The sequence below is a fragment of the Citrobacter sp. SX206 genome, from assembly GCF_024181025.1.
In the GTDB taxonomy this organism is placed as follows: domain Bacteria; phylum Pseudomonadota; class Gammaproteobacteria; order Enterobacterales; family Enterobacteriaceae; genus Citrobacter; species Citrobacter youngae.
The window spans coordinates 4366383-4385926 of sequence record NZ_CP049738.1 but is presented as its reverse complement, the minus strand read 5'-3'; the positions used below and the strand labels follow the sequence as shown (position 1 = coordinate 4385926).

Genomic DNA, 19544 nt, shown 5'->3' with positions numbered 1-19544 from the left:
TACAGATGACATCAGAACGCATAAAGCGGTCTGATAAACAGAATTTGCCTGGCGGCTGTAGCGCGGTGGTCCCACCTGACCCCATGCCGAACTCAGAAGTGAAACGCCGTAGCGCCGATGGTAGTGTGGGGTCTCCCCATGCGAGAGTAGGGAACTGCCAGGCATTAATTAAAGTGAAGAAGCCCATCCTGACGGATGGGCTTTTTTGCGTCTGTGCGGGGTGCACATTGCCGGATGCGGCGCAGCGCGTACCATCGGGGGCAAAGCAACATCCTGAGCCTCCATAACACAAGCCATCCTGCAGCATATGCGGTAAACTAAGCGCGATTTTGCATCAGGAAAGCGTCTATGAATCACTCCCTTAAAGCCTGGAACACCTTCGGTATCGATCAACAAGCTAATGAACTTGTCCGCGCCGAAAATGAGCAACAACTACTGAATGCCTGGCAATTAGCCAATGCATCACATCATCCAGTACTGATCCTGGGCGAAGGGAGTAACGTCCTGTTTCTTGATACCTTCCAGGGAACAGTGATCGTCAATCGTATTAAAGGTATAGAGGTTACAGAGAAGCCTGACGCGTGGTACCTACATGTTGGGGCTGGTGAGAACTGGCATCATCTGGTACAGCATACATTGCAGCTTGGCATGCCTGGACTGGAAAACCTGGCGCTTATTCCCGGCTGTGTTGGCTCATCGCCAATCCAGAATATTGGTGCTTATGGTGTGGAACTTCAGCGTGTTTGCGAATATGTGGACTGCATTGAACTGGCTACCGGTAAGCATCTGCGTGTAAGTGCCACAGAATGCCGATTTGGATACCGCGACAGTATCTTCAAGCATGAGTACCAGGATCGTTTCGCGATTGTAGCCGTTGGGCTGCGTTTACCTAAACAGTGGCAGCCCGTCCTCACTTACGGTGACCTGACGCGCCTGGATCCTGCAACGGTAACGCCTCAGCAGGTTTTTGGTTCTGTTTGTCATATGCGCACCACAAAGCTGCCCGATCCAAAAGTAAACGGTAATGCGGGGAGTTTCTTCAAAAATCCGGTTGTCAGTTCGGATATCGCACAGGAACTACTGGCGAAATTTCCGATTGCGCCTCATTACCCGCAGGCTGATGGTTCTGTGAAACTGGCTGCTGGCTGGCTTATCGATCAATGCCAGCTTAAAGGCATGCGCATTGGTGGCGCAGCGGTACATCAGCAGCAGGCACTGGTGCTGATAAATGCAGAGCATGCGACGAGTCAGGATGTGGTGCAACTTGCGCATCACGTACGCCAAAAAGTCGGTGAGAAATTCAATGTCTGGCTCGAACCGGAAGTCCGGTTTATCGGCCCGCAGGGTGAGGTGAATGCCGTGGAGATCGTTGCATGAAGGATAATACCGTCCCCCTGACGCTTATTTCATTATTAGCCGATGGCGAATTTCACTCCGGTGAGCAACTCGGTGAAACGCTGGGAATGAGCCGTGCGGCAATCAATAAGCATGTCCAGACGCTACGTGACTGGGGTGTTGATGTATTTACTGTCCCTGGTAAAGGATATAGCTTACCTGAACCTATCCAGCTATTAGATTCATCACTTATTCATTCTCAGCTGGGTGGCGGAAACATTACTGTTCTACCCGTAATCGATTCAACCAACCAGTATCTGCTGGATCGAATTGGGCAACTGGAATCCGGAGATGCCTGCGTGGCGGAGTATCAGCAGGCTGGTCGTGGTCGGCGTGGGCGTAAATGGTTTTCGCCATTTGGTGCTAACCTGTATCTCTCTATGTTCTGGCGCCTGGAGCAGGGCCCGGCCGCTGCAATTGGCCTGAGTCTGGTCATTGGTATCGTCATGGCTGAGGTTTTACGCGATCTGGGTGCGGATAAAGTTCGTGTTAAATGGCCTAATGATCTCTATTTGCTCGATCGTAAACTGGCAGGGATCCTGGTAGAACTCACTGGTAAGACGGGTGATGCCGCACAAATCGTTATTGGTGCCGGAATTAACATGTCTATGCGCCGGGTCGAAGAGAATGTGGTTAATCAGGGGTGGATTAACCTACAGGAAGCAGGCATAAACATTGACCGTAATACTCTTGCGGCTCGACTGATCCGCGAGCTTCGTGCTGCACTGATACTGTTTGAGCAAGAGGGGTTAGTGCCTTATTTATCACGCTGGAAGGCACTTGATAACTTTATCAACCGCCCGGTTAAACTCATTATTGGCGATAAAGAAATATTTGGTGTCTCGCGGGGAATAGATACTCAAGGTGCACTATTGCTGGAGCAGAATGGTGAGATAAAGCCATGGATGGGTGGGGAAATATCGCTCAGAAGCGCTGAATAATAAAAAGAAGGGGAGCATCGGCTCCCCTTTTTTATTTATTTTCTTAACCTGACTTGCTCAACGGCATGATTGGCACTTTTAGTCATTATCAAGCTGGCTCTTTCACGCGTTGGTAAAATATTTTGCTTTAAATTCAGCCAGTTGATTTCTTTCCATAGCGATGTGGCAGTGTTGATAGCCTCATCTTCTGATAATTTTGCATAGTTATGGAAATAAGAGTCCGGGTTGGTAAATGCCCCTTCACGGAATTTCAGGAAGCGGTTGATATACCATGTCTGGAGTAATTCTTCTGGAGCATCAACGTAAATAGAAAAATCGACGAAGTCAGAAACAAATACATGATGCGGGTCGTGGGGATAGTCCATTCCGCTTTGTAATACATTTAACCCCTCGAGAATCAATATATCCGGCTGGGCAACGGTTTTGTCACCATCAGGGATCACATCATAGATCAGATGAGAATAGACCGGCGCTGTGACGTTAGGGACGCCTGACTTCAGGTCGGAAACAAATTTTACCAGACGGTGCATATCATAAGACTGAGGGAAACCTTTCTTCTTCATGAGCCCGCGTTCTTTCAACACCTGGTTTGGGTGAAGAAACCCATCGGTCGTAATCAGCTCAACTTTGCGGTGCTCTGGCCAGCGGCTAAGCAGTGCCTGCAAAACGCGTGCGGTTGTACTTTTACCCACCGCAACACTGCCTGCAATACTAATGATATAAGGAATACGCTCGCCATTCGTGCCTAAAAATTGCTCCAGCACTGCCTGACGTCGCAGGTTCGAACTGATGTAAAAATTTAGCAAACGCGATAGAGGCAAATAAATCTCGGCAACTTCTTCCAGCGATAAGTCTTCGTTAATGCCTTTAAGACGAGCAATCTCTTCCTCGGTCAGGGTCATCGGCACTGAATCACGAAGCGCAGCCCACTGGTTGCGATCAAACTGTAGGTAAGGCGACGTTAACGCTTGCTCTTTTATACTCATACGCATGGTCTGGCTGTCATTGCTATATCAGGTCAGTGATAAAAAACGAAATCATCCCCGGCACGCAATGGCACGCACATTTCAGTTAATTTGGACAATGGGCAGGAGGGTAACACCAGATGAGGGGGAATAATAAGAAAAAATCGTCCCCTGAAAAGCATTGTGACGAGTATTCCAGATGTATAAAGATGTGCTTTCTCTCTGTCTGGACGTGAATAACGGAGCAAAACCCTCTCCGGTTATAACGCTCAACGTTGGAAATTTGTGCAATTCAGATAAGAAATAGATTATTTATCGGGCGTATAGTGCAAAATGTGAGCGGAAGAACATTTTATGCAATTTTTTAGTTGCATGAGCACGCAGGTATCCATAAAATGCGCGCTACTTGATGCCGACTTAGCTCAGTAGGTAGAGCAACTGACTTGTAATCAGTAGGTCACCAGTTCGATTCCGGTAGTCGGCACCATCAAGTCCGGTGGGGTTCCCGAGCGGCCAAAGGGAGCAGACTGTAAATCTGCCGTCACAGACTTCGAAGGTTCGAATCCTTCCCCCACCACCACTTTCTGGCAGCGTTATCGCCGCCTGAGTTGGTTAAAAAATTTAATCAGCTCAAACATAAAAGAGAGAAATCTCTTTTTTGTTACAGAAAGAACTGGGTAGCCGAGTTTCAGGATGCGGGCATCGTATAATGGCTATTACCTCAGCCTTCCAAGCTGATGATGCGGGTTCGATTCCCGCTGCCCGCTCCAGACGTGCTGATATGGCTCAGTTGGTAGAGCGCACCCTTGGTAAGGGTGAGGTCCCCAGTTCGACTCTGGGTATCAGCACCACTTCACTTCTCCCTCCCGTTTCTCTCTGTTTACTTTTAAAAGCATTCAACAGCTCAGGTATATTGCCTGGTTGATGTGGTGATATCACCGATTTATCCGTGTCTTAGAGGGACAATCGATGTCTAAAGAAAAATTTGAACGTACTAAACCGCACGTTAACGTCGGTACTATCGGCCACGTTGACCATGGTAAAACAACGCTGACCGCTGCAATCACTACCGTTCTGGCTAAAACCTACGGCGGTGCTGCTCGCGCATTCGATCAGATCGATAACGCGCCGGAAGAAAAAGCACGTGGTATCACCATCAACACTTCTCACGTTGAATATGACACCCCGACTCGCCACTACGCACACGTAGACTGCCCGGGCCACGCCGACTATGTTAAAAACATGATCACCGGTGCTGCGCAGATGGACGGCGCGATCCTGGTTGTTGCTGCGACTGACGGCCCGATGCCGCAGACTCGTGAGCACATCCTGCTGGGTCGTCAGGTAGGCGTTCCATACATCATCGTGTTCCTGAACAAATGCGACATGGTTGATGACGAAGAGCTGCTGGAACTGGTAGAAATGGAAGTTCGTGAACTTCTGTCTCAGTACGATTTCCCGGGCGACGATACGCCGATCGTTCGTGGTTCTGCTCTGAAAGCGCTGGAAGGCGAAGCAGAGTGGGAAGCGAAAATCATCGAACTGGCTGGCTTCCTGGATTCTTACATCCCGGAACCAGAACGTGCTATCGATAAGCCGTTCCTGCTGCCAATCGAAGACGTATTCTCCATCTCCGGTCGTGGTACCGTTGTTACCGGTCGTGTAGAACGCGGTATCATCAAAGTTGGTGAAGAAGTTGAAATCGTTGGTATCAAAGAGACTGCCAAGTCTACCTGTACTGGCGTTGAAATGTTCCGCAAACTGCTGGACGAAGGCCGTGCTGGTGAGAACGTTGGTGTTCTGCTGCGTGGTATCAAACGTGAAGAAATCGAACGTGGTCAGGTACTGGCTAAGCCGGGCTCTATCAAGCCGCACACCAAGTTCGAATCTGAAGTGTACATTCTGTCCAAAGACGAAGGCGGCCGTCATACTCCGTTCTTCAAAGGCTACCGTCCGCAGTTCTACTTCCGTACTACTGACGTGACGGGTACCATCGAACTGCCGGAAGGCGTAGAGATGGTAATGCCGGGCGACAACATCAAAATGGTTGTTACCCTGATCCACCCAATCGCGATGGATGACGGTCTGCGTTTCGCAATCCGTGAAGGCGGCCGTACTGTAGGTGCGGGCGTTGTTGCCAAAGTAATGAGCTAATTGCCGAATAACATTTGACGCAATGCGCAATAAAAGGGCATCATTTGATGCCCTTTTTGCACGCTTTCACACCAGAACCTGGCTCATCAGTGATTTTTTTTGTCATAATCATTGCTGAGACAGGCTCTGAAGAGGGCGTTTAGTCCGAAACGCACCAGAGCATTTCGGTTTGGATCGCCTCGCTTACGCGGGGTGAAAATGTTTGTAGAATACTTCTGACAGGTTGGTTTATGAGTGCGAATACCGAAGCTCAAGGAAGCGGGCGCGGCCTGGAAGCGATGAAGTGGGTTGTTGTCGCTGTATTGCTGCTTGTAGCTATCGTTGGCAACTACCTCTATCGTGACATGATGCTGCCGCTGCGTGCGCTGGCCGTAGTGATTCTGATTGCCGCAGCGGGTGGTGTCGCGCTGTTGACAACAAAAGGTAAAGCGACCGTTGCTTTTGCCCGTGAAGCGAGAACCGAAGTCCGTAAGGTCATTTGGCCAACTCGCCAGGAAACGCTGCACACCACGCTGATCGTTGCTGCGGTCACTGCGGTAATGTCACTGATCCTGTGGGGACTGGATGGTATTCTGGTTCGCCTGGTATCCTTTATCACTGGCCTGAGGTTCTAAGATGTCTGAAGCCCCTAAAAAGCGCTGGTACGTCGTTCAGGCGTTTTCCGGTTTTGAAGGCCGCGTAGCCACATCGCTGCGCGAATATATCAAGTTACAAAATATGGAAGAGCTGTTTGGCGAAGTCATGGTGCCGACCGAAGAAGTGGTCGAAATCCGTGGCGGCCAGCGTCGCAAGAGCGAACGTAAATTCTTCCCGGGCTATGTACTGGTCCAGATGGTGATGAATGATGCAAGCTGGCACCTGGTGCGCAGTGTGCCGCGTGTGATGGGCTTTATCGGCGGTACATCTGACCGTCCGGCGCCGATCAGCGACAAAGAAGTTGATGCGATCATGAACCGTCTGCAGCAGGTTGGCGATAAGCCGCGTCCGAAAACGATGTTTGAACCAGGTGAAATGGTTCGCGTTAGCGACGGTCCGTTTGCTGACTTTAACGGCGTCGTTGAAGAAGTGGACTACGAGAAGTCTCGTCTGAAAGTTTCCGTATCTATCTTCGGTCGTGCGACTCCGGTTGAACTGGACTTCGCTCAGGTTGAAAAAGCCTAATACGCCGATCAAAAAAGCGACGATTTAATCGTTGCACAAGGCGCGAGATTGGAATACAATTTCGCGCCTTTTGTTTTTATGGATCCTATCCGTAAAACGAATTTAATCACGGGGAGCCTCCTTGAGGCGCTATAACCCAATCAGAGGAATTTAGAATGGCTAAGAAAGTCCAAGCCTATGTCAAGCTGCAGGTTGCAGCTGGTATGGCTAACCCGAGTCCGCCGGTAGGTCCAGCACTGGGTCAACAAGGCGTGAACATCATGGAATTCTGCAAAGCGTTCAACGCTAAGACTGATTCCATGGAAAAAGGTCTGCCGATCCCGGTTGTTATCACCGTTTACGCTGACCGTTCTTTCACTTTCGTTACCAAAACGCCTCCGGCAGCAGTTCTGCTGAAGAAAGCGGCTGGTATCAAGTCTGGTTCCGGCAAGCCGAACAAAGACAAAGTGGGTAAAATTTCCCGCGCTCAGTTGCAGGAAATCGCGCAGACCAAAGCTGCCGACATGACTGGTTCCGACATTGAAGCGATGACTCGCTCCATTGAAGGTACTGCACGTTCCATGGGCCTGGTAGTGGAGGACTAAGAAATGGCTAAACTGACCAAGCGCATGTCCGTGATCCGTGACAAAGTTGATGCTACTAAGCAGTACGACATCAACGAAGCTATCGCTCTGCTGAAAGAGCTGGCCACTGCTAAATTCGTAGAAAGCGTGGACGTTGCTGTTAACCTCGGCATCGACGCTCGTAAATCTGACCAGAACGTACGTGGTGCAACTGTACTGCCGCACGGTACTGGCCGTTCCGTTCGCGTAGCCGTATTTACCCAGGGCGCAAACGCTGAAGCTGCTAAAGCTGCAGGCGCTGAGCTGGTAGGTATGGAAGATCTGGCTGACCAGATCAAGAAAGGCGAAATGAACTTTGACGTTGTTATTGCTTCCCCGGATGCAATGCGCGTTGTTGGCCAGCTGGGTCAGGTTCTGGGTCCGCGCGGCCTGATGCCAAACCCGAAAGTTGGTACTGTAACCCCTAACGTTGCTGAAGCTGTTAAGAACGCTAAAGCGGGTCAGGTTCGTTACCGTAACGACAAAAACGGCATCATCCACACCACCATCGGTAAAGTGGATTTTGACGCTGACAAACTGAAAGAAAACCTGGAAGCTCTGCTGGTTGCGCTGAAAAAAGCAAAACCGACTCAGGCAAAAGGCGTGTACATCAAGAAAGTTAGCATCTCCACCACCATGGGTGCTGGTGTTGCCGTTGATCAGTCCGGTCTGACTGCGACTGTGGCGAACTAATATTCGCCTTTACGTGGGCGGTGATTTTGTCTACAATCTTACCCCCACGTTTCTGTTGAAATAAACAGAACTCTATGCGAGTCATTTGAATTGTAGCAAGGCAGCAATTGAGTGAATCGCTGGGAGTGTAGTTAACTACATGACCGGTGTGAACGAGAGCAGCTAACGCAGCTACGGTTCAAAGGGCGAAGTCATAGACAAGATTTGTTCGTTGGAGCCTGGCCTATCCAGGCCTCCGTCGAAGACCGCAGGTGTTTCGTCAGAAACTTAATGCCCTGCGTAGACGGTGACAGAACGCTAAGATTATTTCTGATACTCTGGCTTGTTTCTGCTCACCGTATTTAGACGCTCTCTCCGTTGGGGAGAGTGAAGTGAGTTCCGGAACATGAGTTCCGGCAAACATCCAGGAGCAAAGCTAATGGCTTTAAATCTTCAAGACAAACAAGCGATTGTTGCTGAAGTCAGCGAAGTAGCCAAAGGCGCGCTGTCTGCAGTAGTTGCGGATTCCCGTGGCGTAACTGTAGATAAAATGACTGAACTGCGTAAAGCAGGTCGTGAAGCTGGCGTATACATGCGTGTTGTTCGTAACACCCTGCTGCGCCGCGTCGTTGAAGGTACTCAGTTCGAGTGCCTGAAAGACACGTTTGTTGGTCCGACCCTGATTGCATACTCTATGGAACACCCGGGCGCTGCTGCTCGTCTGTTCAAAGAGTTCGCGAAAGCGAATGCAAAATTTGAGGTCAAAGCCGCAGCCTTTGAAGGTGAGTTGATCACGGCATCGAACATCGATCGCCTGGCAACCCTGCCGACCTACGAAGAAGCAATTGCACGCCTGATGGCAACCATGAAAGAAGCTTCGGCTGGCAAACTGGTTCGTACTCTGGCTGCTGTACGCGATGCGAAAGAAGCTGCTTAATCGCAGTTATCTTTCTCAAGCATCTGCTTACGTATAAACTTATTCTGATTTTCAGGAACAATTTAAATGTCTATCACTAAAGATCAAATCATTGAAGCAGTATCCGCTATGTCCGTAATGGACGTTGTAGAACTGATTTCTGCAATGGAAGAAAAATTCGGTGTTTCTGCTGCTGCTGCTGTAGCTGTAGCTGCGGGCCCGGCTGAAGCTGCTGAAGAAAAAACTGAATTCGACGTAATTCTGAAAGCTGCTGGCGCTAACAAAGTTGCTGTTATCAAAGCAGTACGTGGCGCAACTGGCCTGGGTCTGAAAGAAGCTAAAGACCTGGTAGAATCTGCACCGGCTGCGCTGAAAGAAGGCGTGAGCAAAGACGACGCAGAAGCACTGAAAAAATCTCTGGAAGAAGCTGGCGCTGAAGTTGAAGTTAAATAAGCCAACTTTTCTGGTTGCAGCCTAAGAAATTAGGCTGATGGCTGGTGACTTTTTAGTCACCAGCCTTTTTGCGCTGTAAGGCGCCAGTAGCATTTCACACTGTTTGACTACTGCTGTGCCATTCAATGCTTGTTTCTATCGACGCCTTAATATACTGCGACAGAGCGTCAGTTCTGTGTAAATCGCAATGAAATGGTTTAAGCGTGATAGCAACAGGCATTGCGGAAAGTATTCGATTTTCCGGTCAACAAAATAGTGTTGCACAAACTGTCCCTTCGTCGGACAGATGGGTCGACTTGTCAGCGAGCTGAGGAACCCTAATGGTTTACTCCTATACCGAGAAAAAACGTATTCGTAAGGATTTTGGTAAACGTCCACAAGTGTTGGACATACCTTATCTCCTTTCTATCCAGCTTGACTCGTTTCAGAAGTTCATCGAGCAAGATCCTGAAGGGCAGTATGGTCTGGAAGCAGCTTTCCGTTCCGTTTTCCCGATTCAGAGCTACAGCGGTAATTCCGAGCTGCAATACGTCAGCTACCGCCTTGGCGAACCGGTGTTTGACGTTCAGGAATGTCAGATCCGTGGCGTGACCTATTCCGCACCGCTGCGCGTAAAACTGCGTCTGGTGATCTACGAGCGCGAAGCGCCGGAAGGCACCGTAAAAGACATTAAAGAACAAGAAGTCTACATGGGCGAAATTCCGCTCATGACTGACAACGGTACCTTTGTTATCAACGGTACTGAGCGTGTTATCGTTTCTCAGCTGCACCGTAGTCCTGGCGTCTTCTTTGACTCCGACAAAGGTAAAACCCACTCTTCGGGTAAAGTGCTGTATAACGCGCGCATCATTCCTTACCGTGGTTCCTGGCTGGACTTCGAATTCGATCCGAAGGACAACCTGTTCGTACGTATTGACCGTCGCCGTAAACTGCCTGCGACCATTATTCTGCGTGCGCTGAACTACACCACTGAGCAGATCCTTGACCTGTTCTTTGAGAAAGTTGTTTTCGAAATTCGTGACAACAAGCTGCAGATGGAACTGGTGCCGGAACGCCTGCGTGGTGAAACCGCCTCCTTTGACATCGAAGCTAACGGCAAAGTGTACGTCGAAAAAGGCCGTCGCATCACTGCGCGCCACATTCGCCAACTGGAAAAAGACGATATCAAACATATCGAAGTTCCGGTTGAATACATTGCTGGTAAAGTTGCGGCTAAAGACTACGTTGACGAATCTACTGGCGAGTTGATCTGCGCAGCTAACATGGAGCTGAGCCTGGATCTGCTGGCTAAGCTGAGCCAGTCTGGCCACAAACGTATCGAAACGCTGTTCACTAACGATCTGGACCACGGTCCGTACATTTCTGAAACTGTACGCGTCGACCCAACCAACGATCGTCTGAGCGCACTGGTAGAAATCTACCGCATGATGCGCCCTGGTGAGCCGCCGACTCGTGAAGCTGCTGAAAGCCTGTTTGAGAACCTGTTCTTCTCCGAAGACCGCTATGACCTGTCTGCGGTTGGTCGTATGAAGTTCAACCGTTCTCTGCTGCGCGACGAAATCGAAGGTTCCGGTATCCTGAGCAAAGACGACATCATCGAAGTGATGAAGAAGCTCATCGATATCCGTAACGGTAAAGGCGAAGTCGATGATATCGACCACCTCGGCAACCGTCGTATCCGTTCCGTAGGCGAAATGGCGGAAAACCAGTTCCGCGTTGGCCTGGTGCGTGTTGAGCGTGCGGTGAAAGAGCGTCTGTCTCTGGGCGATCTGGATACCCTGATGCCTCAGGATATGATCAACGCCAAGCCGATTTCTGCAGCAGTGAAAGAGTTCTTTGGTTCCAGCCAGCTGTCTCAGTTTATGGACCAGAACAACCCGCTGTCTGAGATTACGCACAAACGTCGTATCTCTGCACTCGGCCCAGGCGGTCTGACCCGTGAACGCGCAGGCTTCGAAGTTCGAGACGTACACCCGACTCACTATGGTCGCGTATGTCCAATCGAAACGCCTGAAGGCCCGAACATCGGTCTGATCAACTCCCTGTCCGTGTATGCACAGACTAACGAATACGGCTTCCTCGAGACGCCGTACCGTAAAGTGACCGACGGTGTTGTAACCGATGAAATTCATTACCTGTCTGCTATCGAAGAAGGCAACTACGTTATCGCTCAGGCGAACTCCAACCTGGATGACGAAGGGCACTTTGTAGAAGATCTGGTTACCTGCCGTAGCAAAGGCGAATCCAGCTTGTTCAGCCGTGATCAGGTTGACTACATGGACGTATCCACCCAGCAGGTGGTATCCGTCGGTGCGTCCCTGATCCCGTTCCTGGAACACGATGACGCCAACCGTGCATTGATGGGTGCGAACATGCAACGTCAGGCGGTTCCAACTCTGCGCGCTGATAAGCCGCTGGTTGGTACCGGTATGGAACGTGCTGTTGCCGTTGACTCCGGTGTTACTGCTGTTGCTAAACGTGGCGGTACTGTTCAGTACGTGGATGCTTCCCGTATCGTTATCAAAGTTAACGAAGACGAGATGTACCCGGGCGAAGCAGGTATCGACATTTATAACCTGACCAAATACACCCGTTCTAACCAGAACACCTGTATCAACCAGATGCCTTGCGTATCTCTGGGCGAGCCGGTTGAACGTGGTGATGTGCTGGCAGACGGTCCGTCCACCGACCTCGGTGAACTGGCGCTGGGTCAGAACATGCGCGTGGCATTCATGCCATGGAATGGTTACAACTTCGAAGACTCCATCCTCGTATCCGAGCGTGTTGTCCAGGAAGACCGTTTCACCACCATCCACATTCAGGAACTGGCATGTGTGTCTCGTGACACCAAGCTGGGGCCAGAAGAGATCACCGCTGACATCCCGAACGTGGGTGAAGCTGCGCTCTCTAAACTGGATGAATCCGGTATCGTTTATATCGGTGCGGAAGTGACCGGTGGCGACATTCTGGTTGGTAAGGTAACGCCGAAAGGTGAAACCCAGCTGACGCCAGAAGAGAAGCTGCTGCGTGCGATCTTCGGTGAGAAAGCGTCTGACGTTAAAGACTCTTCTCTGCGCGTGCCAAACGGTGTTTCCGGTACGATTATCGACGTTCAGGTCTTTACTCGCGATGGCGTAGAAAAAGACAAACGTGCGCTGGAAATCGAAGAGATGCAGCTGAAGCAGGCGAAAAAAGACCTGTCTGAAGAACTGCAGATCCTCGAAGCTGGCCTGTTCAGCCGTATCTACGCTGTGCTGGTTTCCGGTGGTGTTGAAGCTGAGAAGCTCGACAAACTGCCGCGCGACCGCTGGTTAGAACTCGGCCTGACCGACGAAGAGAAACAAAATCAGCTGGAACAACTGGCTGAACAGTACGACGAACTGAAGCACGAGTTTGAGAAAAAACTCGAAGCGAAACGCCGTAAAATCACTCAGGGCGACGATCTGGCACCGGGCGTGCTGAAGATTGTTAAGGTTTATCTGGCGGTTAAACGTCGGATCCAGCCTGGTGATAAGATGGCAGGTCGTCACGGTAACAAGGGTGTTATCTCTAAGATCAACCCGATCGAAGATATGCCACACGATGCTAACGGTACGCCGGTAGATATCGTACTGAACCCGCTGGGCGTACCATCGCGTATGAACATCGGTCAGATCCTTGAAACCCACCTGGGTATGGCTGCAAAAGGTATCGGCGATAAGATCAACGCCATGCTGAAACAGCAGCAGGAAGTCGCGAAACTGCGCGAATTCATCCAGCGTGCTTACGATCTGGGTTCAGATGTTCGTCAGAAAGTTGACCTGAATACCTTCAGTGATGAAGAAGTTCTGCGTCTGGCTGAAAACCTGAAAAAAGGTATGCCGATCGCAACGCCGGTATTCGACGGTGCGAAAGAGTCTGAAATCAAGGAACTGTTACAGCTGGGTGGCCTGCCGACTTCCGGTCAGATCACACTGTTCGACGGTCGTACCGGTGAGCAGTTCGAGCGCCAGGTTACCGTTGGCTACATGTACATGCTGAAACTGAACCACCTGGTTGATGACAAGATGCATGCGCGTTCTACCGGTTCTTACAGCTTGGTTACTCAGCAGCCGCTGGGTGGTAAGGCGCAGTTCGGTGGTCAGCGCTTCGGGGAGATGGAAGTGTGGGCGCTTGAAGCATACGGCGCGGCATACACCCTGCAGGAAATGCTCACCGTTAAGTCTGATGACGTGAACGGCCGTACTAAGATGTATAAAAACATCGTGGACGGCAACCATCAGATGGAACCAGGCATGCCGGAATCCTTCAACGTATTGTTGAAAGAGATTCGTTCGCTGGGTATCAACATCGAGCTGGAAGACGAGTAACTCTCGATCAAACAGGTCACTGGTGCTGGCGTAACAGCCAGCGCCAGATTGTGCTAACTCCGACGGGAGCAAATCCGTGAAAGATTTATTAAAGTTTCTGAAAGCGCAGACTAAAACCGAAGAGTTTGATGCGATCAAAATTGCTCTGGCCTCGCCAGACATGATCCGTTCATGGTCTTTCGGTGAAGTTAAGAAGCCGGAAACCATCAACTACCGTACGTTCAAACCTGAACGTGACGGCCTTTTCTGCGCCCGTATCTTTGGGCCGGTAAAAGACTACGAGTGCCTGTGCGGTAAGTACAAGCGCCTGAAACACCGTGGTGTGATCTGTGAGAAGTGCGGCGTTGAAGTGACCCAGACCAAAGTACGCCGTGAGCGTATGGGCCACATCGAGCTGGCGTCTCCGACCGCTCACATCTGGTTCCTGAAATCTCTGCCGTCCCGTATCGGTTTGCTGCTCGATATGCCGCTGCGTGATATCGAACGTGTACTGTACTTCGAATCTTATGTGGTTATCGAAGGCGGTATGACTAACCTGGAACGTCAACAGATCCTGACTGAAGAGCAGTATCTGGACGCGCTGGAAGAGTTCGGTGACGAATTCGACGCGAAGATGGGTGCGGAAGCAATCCAGGCCCTGCTGAAGAGCATGGATCTGGAGCAAGAGTGTGAAACTCTGCGCGAGGAGCTGAACGAAACCAACTCCGAAACCAAGCGTAAGAAGCTGACCAAGCGTATCAAACTGCTGGAAGCCTTTGTACAGTCTGGCAACAAGCCAGAGTGGATGATCCTGACCGTTCTGCCGGTTCTGCCGCCAGATCTGCGTCCGCTGGTTCCGCTGGATGGTGGTCGTTTCGCAACGTCGGATCTGAACGATCTGTATCGTCGCGTGATCAACCGTAACAACCGTCTGAAACGTCTGCTGGATCTGGCTGCGCCGGATATCATCGTACGCAACGAAAAACGTATGCTGCAGGAAGCGGTTGACGCCCTGCTGGATAACGGTCGTCGCGGTCGTGCGATCACCGGTTCTAACAAACGTCCTCTGAAATCTTTGGCTGACATGATCAAAGGTAAACAGGGTCGTTTCCGTCAGAACCTGCTCGGTAAGCGTGTTGACTACTCCGGCCGTTCTGTAATCACCGTAGGTCCATACCTGCGTCTGCATCAGTGCGGTCTGCCGAAGAAAATGGCACTGGAACTGTTCAAACCGTTCATTTACGGCAAGCTGGAACTGCGTGGCCTGGCCACCACCATCAAAGCCGCTAAGAAAATGGTTGAGCGTGAAGAAGCTGTCGTTTGGGATATCCTGGACGAAGTTATCCGCGAACACCCGGTACTGCTGAACCGTGCACCAACACTGCACCGTCTGGGTATCCAGGCATTTGAACCGGTACTGATCGAAGGTAAAGCTATCCAGCTGCACCCGCTGGTTTGTGCGGCATATAACGCCGACTTCGATGGTGACCAGATGGCTGTTCACGTACCGTTGACGCTGGAAGCCCAGCTCGAAGCGCGTGCGCTGATGATGTCTACTAACAACATCCTGTCTCCGGCGAACGGCGAACCTATCATCGTTCCATCTCAGGACGTTGTATTGGGTCTGTACTACATGACCCGTGACTGTGTTAACGCCAAAGGCGAAGGCATGGTGCTGACTGGCCCGAAAGAAGCTGAGCGTATCTATCGCGCAGGTCTGGCCTCTCTGCATGCGCGCGTTAAAGTGCGTATCACTGAATATGAAAAAGATGAAAACGGCGAATTCGTTGCGCACACCAGCCTGAAAGACACGACCGTTGGTCGCGCCATTCTGTGGATGATCGTACCGAAAGGTCTGCCTTTCTCCATCGTCAACCAGGCGCTGGGCAAGAAAGCAATCTCCAAAATGCTGAACACCTGTTACCGCATTCTGGGCCTGAAGCCGACCGTTATCTTCGCTGACCAGACAATGTATACCGGCTTTGCTTATGCAGCGCGTTCCGGTGCATCTGTTGGTATTGATGACATGGTCATCCCAGAGAAGAAACACGAGATCATCTCTGAAGCGGAAGCTGAAGTTGCTGAGATCCAGGAGCAGTTCCAGTCTGGTCTGGTAACCGCGGGCGAACGCTATAACAAAGTTATCGATATCTGGGCTGCGGCGAACGATCGTGTATCCAAAGCGATGATGGATAACCTGCAAACCGAAACCGTTATTAACCGTGACGGCGTAGAAGAGCAGCAGGTTTCCTTCAACAGCATCTACATGATGGCCGACTCCGGTGCGCGTGGTTCTGCAGCACAGATTCGTCAGCTGGCCGGTATGCGTGGTCTGATGGCGAAGCCAGATGGCTCCATCATCGAAACGCCAATCACCGCGAACTTCCGTGAAGGTCTGAACGTACTCCAGTACTTCATCTCTACTCACGGTGCGCGTAAAGGTCTGGCGGATACCGCACTGAAAACAGCGAACTCCGGTTATCTGACTCGTCGTCTGGTCGACGTTGCGCAGGACCTGGTGGTTACTGAAGACGATTGCGGCACTCTGGAAGGCATCACCATGACCCCGGTTATCGAGGGTGGTGACGTTAAAGAGCCGCTGCGCGATCGCGTTCTGGGTCGTGTAACTGCTGAAGACGTGCTGAAGCCGGGTACGGCGGATATTCTGGTTCCACGCAACACGCTGCTGCACGAACAGTGGTGTGACCTGCTGGAAGAGAACTCCGTTGACTCCGTCAAAGTCCGTTCCGTCGTATCTTGTGACACCGACTTTGGTGTATGTGCGCACTGCTACGGTCGTGACCTGGCGCGTGGCCACATCATCAACAAAGGTGAAGCAATCGGCGTTATCGCGGCACAGTCCATCGGTGAACCGGGTACACAGCTGACGATGCGTACGTTCCACATCGGTGGTGCGGCATCTCGTGCGGCTGCTGAATCCAGCATTCAGGTGAAAAACAAAGGTAGCATCCGTCTGAGCAATGCGAAGTCGGTTGTGAACTCCAGCGGCAAACTGGTTATCACCTCACGTAACACCGAACTGAAACTGATCGACGAATTCGGCCGTACCAAAGAAAGCTATAAAGTGCCTTACGGCTCCGTTATGGCGAAAGGTGATGGCGAACAGGTTGCTGGCGGCGAGACCGTAGCAAACTGGGATCCGCACACCATGCCGGTTATCACCGAAGTGAGTGGTTTCGTCCGCTTCACTGACATGATCGACGGCCAGACCATTACTCGTCAGACCGATGAGCTGACCGGTCTGTCTTCTCTGGTGGTTCTGGATTCTGCAGAGCGTACTGCGGGTGGTAAAGACCTGCGTCCGGCACTGAAAATTGTTGATGCTCAGGGCAACGACGTTCTGATCCCAGGCACCGATATGCCGGCTCAGTACTTCCTGCCGGGTAAAGCGATTGTTCAGCTGGAAGATGGCGTACAGATCAGCTCTGGTGACACCCTGGCGCGTGTTCCGCAGGAATCCGGCGGTACCAAGGATATCACCGGTGGTCTGCCGCGCGTTGCGGACCTGTTCGAAGCACGTCGTCCGAAAGAGCCGGCAATCCTGGCTGAAATCAGCGGCATCATTTCCTTCGGTAAAGAAACCAAAGGTAAACGTCGTCTGGTTATCACCCCGGTAGACGGTAGCGAACCGTACGAAGAGATGATTCCGAAATGGCGTCAGCTCAACGTGTTCGAAGGTGAACGTGTAGAACGTGGTGACGTTGTTTCCGACGGTCCGGAAGCGCCGCACGACATCCTGCGTCTGCGTGGTGTACATGCTGTAACTCGTTACATCGTTAACGAAGTTCAGGACGTATACCGTCTGCAGGGCGTTAAGATTAACGATAAACACATCGAAGTTATCGTTCGTCAGATGCTGCGTAAAGCCACCATCGAAAGCGCTGGTAGCTCCGACTTCCTGGAAGGCGAGCAGGTTGAATACTCCCGCGTCAAGATCGCTAACCGCGAGCTGGAAGCGAACGGCAAAGTGGGTGCAACGTTCTCCCGCGATCTGCTGGGTATCACCAAAGCGTCTCTGGCAACCGAGTCCTTCATCTCTGCAGCATCGTTCCAGGAAACCACGCGTGTCCTGACCGAAGCCGCTGTTGCAGGTAAACGTGATGAACTGCGCGGTCTGAAAGAGAACGTAATCGTGGGTCGTCTGATCCCGGCAGGTACCGGTTACGCGTACCACCAGGATCGTATGCGCCGTCGCGCAGCGGGCGAACTGCCAGCTGCTCCGCAGGTGACTGCTGAAGATGCGTCTGCCAGCCTGGCAGAACTGCTGAACGCAGGCTTGGGCGGTTCTGACAACGATTAATCGTTGCCGACCATAATAAAAAACCCGCTTCGGCGGGTTTTTTTATGTCTGTGTTTATGCCTGATGGCGCTGTGCTTATCAGGCCTACGAGGCGACGAAGCTATCCGGCAATGTCATTAATTTACCGGCGGTAAGCGCCGATAAAGCTCAATCATATCTCCCGCCAAATCCTGAATCACCATCGCGTTCATTAGGTGATCCTGCGAATGGACGGTGATGAGATTAACCGGAAGCTTGCCGGTACCTTCGTCAATTCCGATCAGCTGGGTCTGAATTTTATGCGCTTGTTTAACGTACTCGCGTGATTCCGTCATCGCTTGTTCTGCACCGGAGAAATCACCTTTACGCGCCAGTTGCAATGCCGTCAGGGCCTGGCTGCGTGCAGCGCCAGCGTTTACCAATAACTCCATGATGATCGTTTCTAACTCTTCCATACCATCACTCCAGTAGTTTCAGCGCCTTGTCCAGTACGGCATCACCTTTCATCATGCCGTAATCCATCATGTCGATAACGGCGACCTTTTTGCCTAGTGGGTCGGCGATCGCCTGTAGCTTGGCTTGTTCATACTTAACCTGTGGACCGAGCAAAACGATATCCGCTGTAGCGATATTCTCTTCAAACTCGGCCACCGGGACGGCTTTGATAGTGACGTCGACGCCTTTTTTCTGGGCGGCATCTTTCATCCTTTGCACCAGCATGCTGGTGGACATTCCGGCGGCACAGCATAAAACGATGTTTTTCATAAGCAGTCTCGATCAACATGTGTGAGTTGATAATTATCGCGAGCCAGCTATAGCAACAACTGCTTTGTAACGATTGTGTGCAAGGCATCACAAAGAAAGCCGCTTTTTCTGAAACCGGTTACAAAAAGAGGTCAAACCCTGCGATCTGGACCGGGGCCAGCGGCTTTTTGACTCGCTTATCACATGCTGGAATATATAATTACTGTCAATAAAGACATGTTATAAAAAACAGTATTGACAGCGTTTTTTAAACCCGTATGTTAATACTTAACAGCGGAGAAATTGTCATTTGCTGTTAACGTAGTAAGTGTTAGTAGAGCTCGATTGGGGTTTGCGATAAAGGCCACGAAGTATTTTTTGTATGGGATAGTCGATGCTGAAAACGCTATTTTTTCACTTCGACAATGCTTTCAGGCCACGTAGTTGATATATCTAATCGCAAAAAATCAGTAAAACGCGACGATGTAACGCCATGATTTAATAGTAATTATTCGTGATTTCTGCTTTTTTGGTTATCACGAGGGAAATAAGGCAACGCATCAAAGAGTATATGTCGCGAGGGGAAGTGTACTTGTTTAGGTCACCAGCCTTGAGTTCTATTATCAAGCGGGTGGAATGTGTTTAACGGTAAATAGAGGAAAGCTTTAGTTAGTATCAATATCCAATATTATCTGTAGTAAACGTGTACATTTTAAAGTAGTACCATCAGCAGTATTAAATCGTTAAGTTTATTAATGTTAAATTTGAAGTGTGTAGTAACGTAAAGCCCTGACTGCAATAGTCGGGGCTTTTGTTCATTGTAGATCAAGCTGTTATCCAGGATGCTTAGCCGCGTTGGTTCAACATTGCATCACTCAGTGGGTATTAAAAAAATTAATGCTTGCTTAATGAT

The 19544-nt window shown here is 50.7% G+C and carries 14 protein-coding genes, 4 tRNA genes, 1 rRNA gene and 1 pseudogene; 16 read left to right on the top strand and 4 right to left on the bottom strand.

What is annotated here, in order from left to right:
- The first annotated feature begins 47 nt into the window (after positions 1–47).
- From rrf to birA, 3 genes are all read left to right on the top strand, one after another.
- Positions 48–163, top strand: a 5S ribosomal RNA gene (gene rrf, locus G8S19_RS21160).
- 185 nt (positions 164–348) lie between these two features.
- Complete coding sequence (gene murB, locus G8S19_RS21155) at positions 349–1377, top strand: UDP-N-acetylmuramate dehydrogenase (RefSeq protein ID WP_253685860.1); 1029 nt, start codon at positions 349–351, stop codon at positions 1375–1377.
- On the top strand, positions 1374–2336 hold the full coding sequence (gene birA / locus G8S19_RS21150) for a bifunctional biotin--[acetyl-CoA-carboxylase] ligase/biotin operon repressor BirA (protein ID WP_124022169.1): 963 nt from the start codon (positions 1374–1376) through the stop codon (positions 2334–2336). Before murB ends, birA begins: the two co-directional genes overlap by 4 nt.
- Positions 2337–2371: 35 nt before the next feature.
- On the opposite strand, the gene coaA is transcribed toward birA, so the two are convergent.
- Positions 2372–3322 carry a type I pantothenate kinase gene (coaA, locus tag G8S19_RS21145; protein ID WP_043018507.1) on the bottom strand — a complete coding sequence of 317 codons (951 nt, stop codon included), beginning with the start codon at positions 3320–3322 and terminating at the stop codon, positions 2372–2374.
- Between the two features lie 290 nt (positions 3323–3612).
- Positions 3613–3693 (bottom strand): annotated as a pseudogene (locus G8S19_RS21140) (hypothetical protein); the annotation flags it as partial.
- A gap of 19 nt (positions 3694–3712) precedes the next feature.
- Here G8S19_RS21140 and G8S19_RS21135 point away from each other — a divergent pair.
- The 13 genes from G8S19_RS21135 to rpoC all read left to right on the top strand — a co-directional run bounded on the left by G8S19_RS21135 (position 3713) and on the right by rpoC (position 17908).
- Positions 3713–3788: transfer RNA gene (locus G8S19_RS21135), tRNA-Thr, on the top strand.
- Between the two features lie 8 nt (positions 3789–3796).
- Positions 3797–3881, top strand: a tRNA-Tyr gene (locus G8S19_RS21130).
- Between the two features lie 115 nt (positions 3882–3996).
- Positions 3997–4071, top strand: a tRNA-Gly gene (locus G8S19_RS21125).
- Between the two features lie 5 nt (positions 4072–4076).
- Positions 4077–4152 (top strand) — tRNA-Thr (locus G8S19_RS21120).
- Positions 4153–4270: 118 nt separating this feature from the next.
- Complete coding sequence (gene tuf / locus G8S19_RS21115) at positions 4271–5455, top strand: elongation factor Tu (protein ID WP_003031109.1); 1185 nt, start codon at positions 4271–4273, stop codon at positions 5453–5455.
- 230 nt (positions 5456–5685) lie between these two features.
- On the top strand, positions 5686–6069 hold the full coding sequence (secE, locus tag G8S19_RS21110) for a preprotein translocase subunit SecE (protein ID WP_003033128.1): 384 nt from the start codon (positions 5686–5688) through the stop codon (positions 6067–6069).
- Position 6070: 1 nt separating this feature from the next.
- Positions 6071–6616: a transcription termination/antitermination protein NusG gene (nusG, locus tag G8S19_RS21105; protein WP_003033125.1), complete on the top strand. Its 546-nt coding sequence runs from the start codon at positions 6071–6073 to the stop codon at positions 6614–6616.
- A 155-nt stretch (positions 6617–6771) separates the two neighbouring features.
- Positions 6772–7200 (top strand): 50S ribosomal protein L11, encoded by a 429-nt coding sequence (rplK, locus tag G8S19_RS21100; RefSeq protein ID WP_003033122.1) that lies wholly within the window; start codon positions 6772–6774, stop codon positions 7198–7200.
- A 3-nt stretch (positions 7201–7203) separates the two neighbouring features.
- Positions 7204–7911, top strand: coding sequence for a 50S ribosomal protein L1 (gene rplA / locus G8S19_RS21095; RefSeq protein ID WP_005132897.1), 708 nt, complete (start codon positions 7204–7206; stop codon positions 7909–7911).
- Between the two features lie 418 nt (positions 7912–8329).
- Positions 8330–8827 (top strand): 50S ribosomal protein L10, encoded by a 498-nt coding sequence (rplJ, locus tag G8S19_RS21090; protein WP_005132895.1) that lies wholly within the window; start codon positions 8330–8332, stop codon positions 8825–8827.
- A gap of 66 nt (positions 8828–8893) precedes the next feature.
- A complete protein-coding gene (rplL, locus tag G8S19_RS21085) occupies positions 8894–9259 on the top strand; it encodes a 50S ribosomal protein L7/L12 (RefSeq protein ID WP_000028882.1) in 366 nt (121 codons plus the stop codon).
- A gap of 320 nt (positions 9260–9579) precedes the next feature.
- Complete coding sequence (rpoB, locus tag G8S19_RS21080; RefSeq protein ID WP_003033111.1) at positions 9580–13608, top strand: DNA-directed RNA polymerase subunit beta; 4029 nt, start codon at positions 9580–9582, stop codon at positions 13606–13608.
- A gap of 76 nt (positions 13609–13684) precedes the next feature.
- Entirely contained in the window at positions 13685–17908 is a 4224-nt protein-coding gene (gene rpoC, locus G8S19_RS21075; protein ID WP_003033107.1) for a DNA-directed RNA polymerase subunit beta', read from the top strand.
- Between the two features lie 116 nt (positions 17909–18024).
- Here the strand turns inward: rpoC and G8S19_RS21070 are convergent, their stop codons facing one another.
- Both G8S19_RS21070 and G8S19_RS21065 read right to left on the bottom strand, forming a co-directional pair.
- A complete protein-coding gene (locus tag G8S19_RS21070) occupies positions 18025–18342 on the bottom strand; it encodes a PTS lactose/cellobiose transporter subunit IIA (RefSeq protein ID WP_003033104.1) in 318 nt (105 codons plus the stop codon).
- Positions 18343–18346: 4 nt separating this feature from the next.
- Complete coding sequence (locus G8S19_RS21065; RefSeq protein WP_003033102.1) at positions 18347–18652, bottom strand: PTS sugar transporter subunit IIB; 306 nt, start codon at positions 18650–18652, stop codon at positions 18347–18349.
- Between the last annotated feature and the right edge of the window lie 892 nt (positions 18653–19544).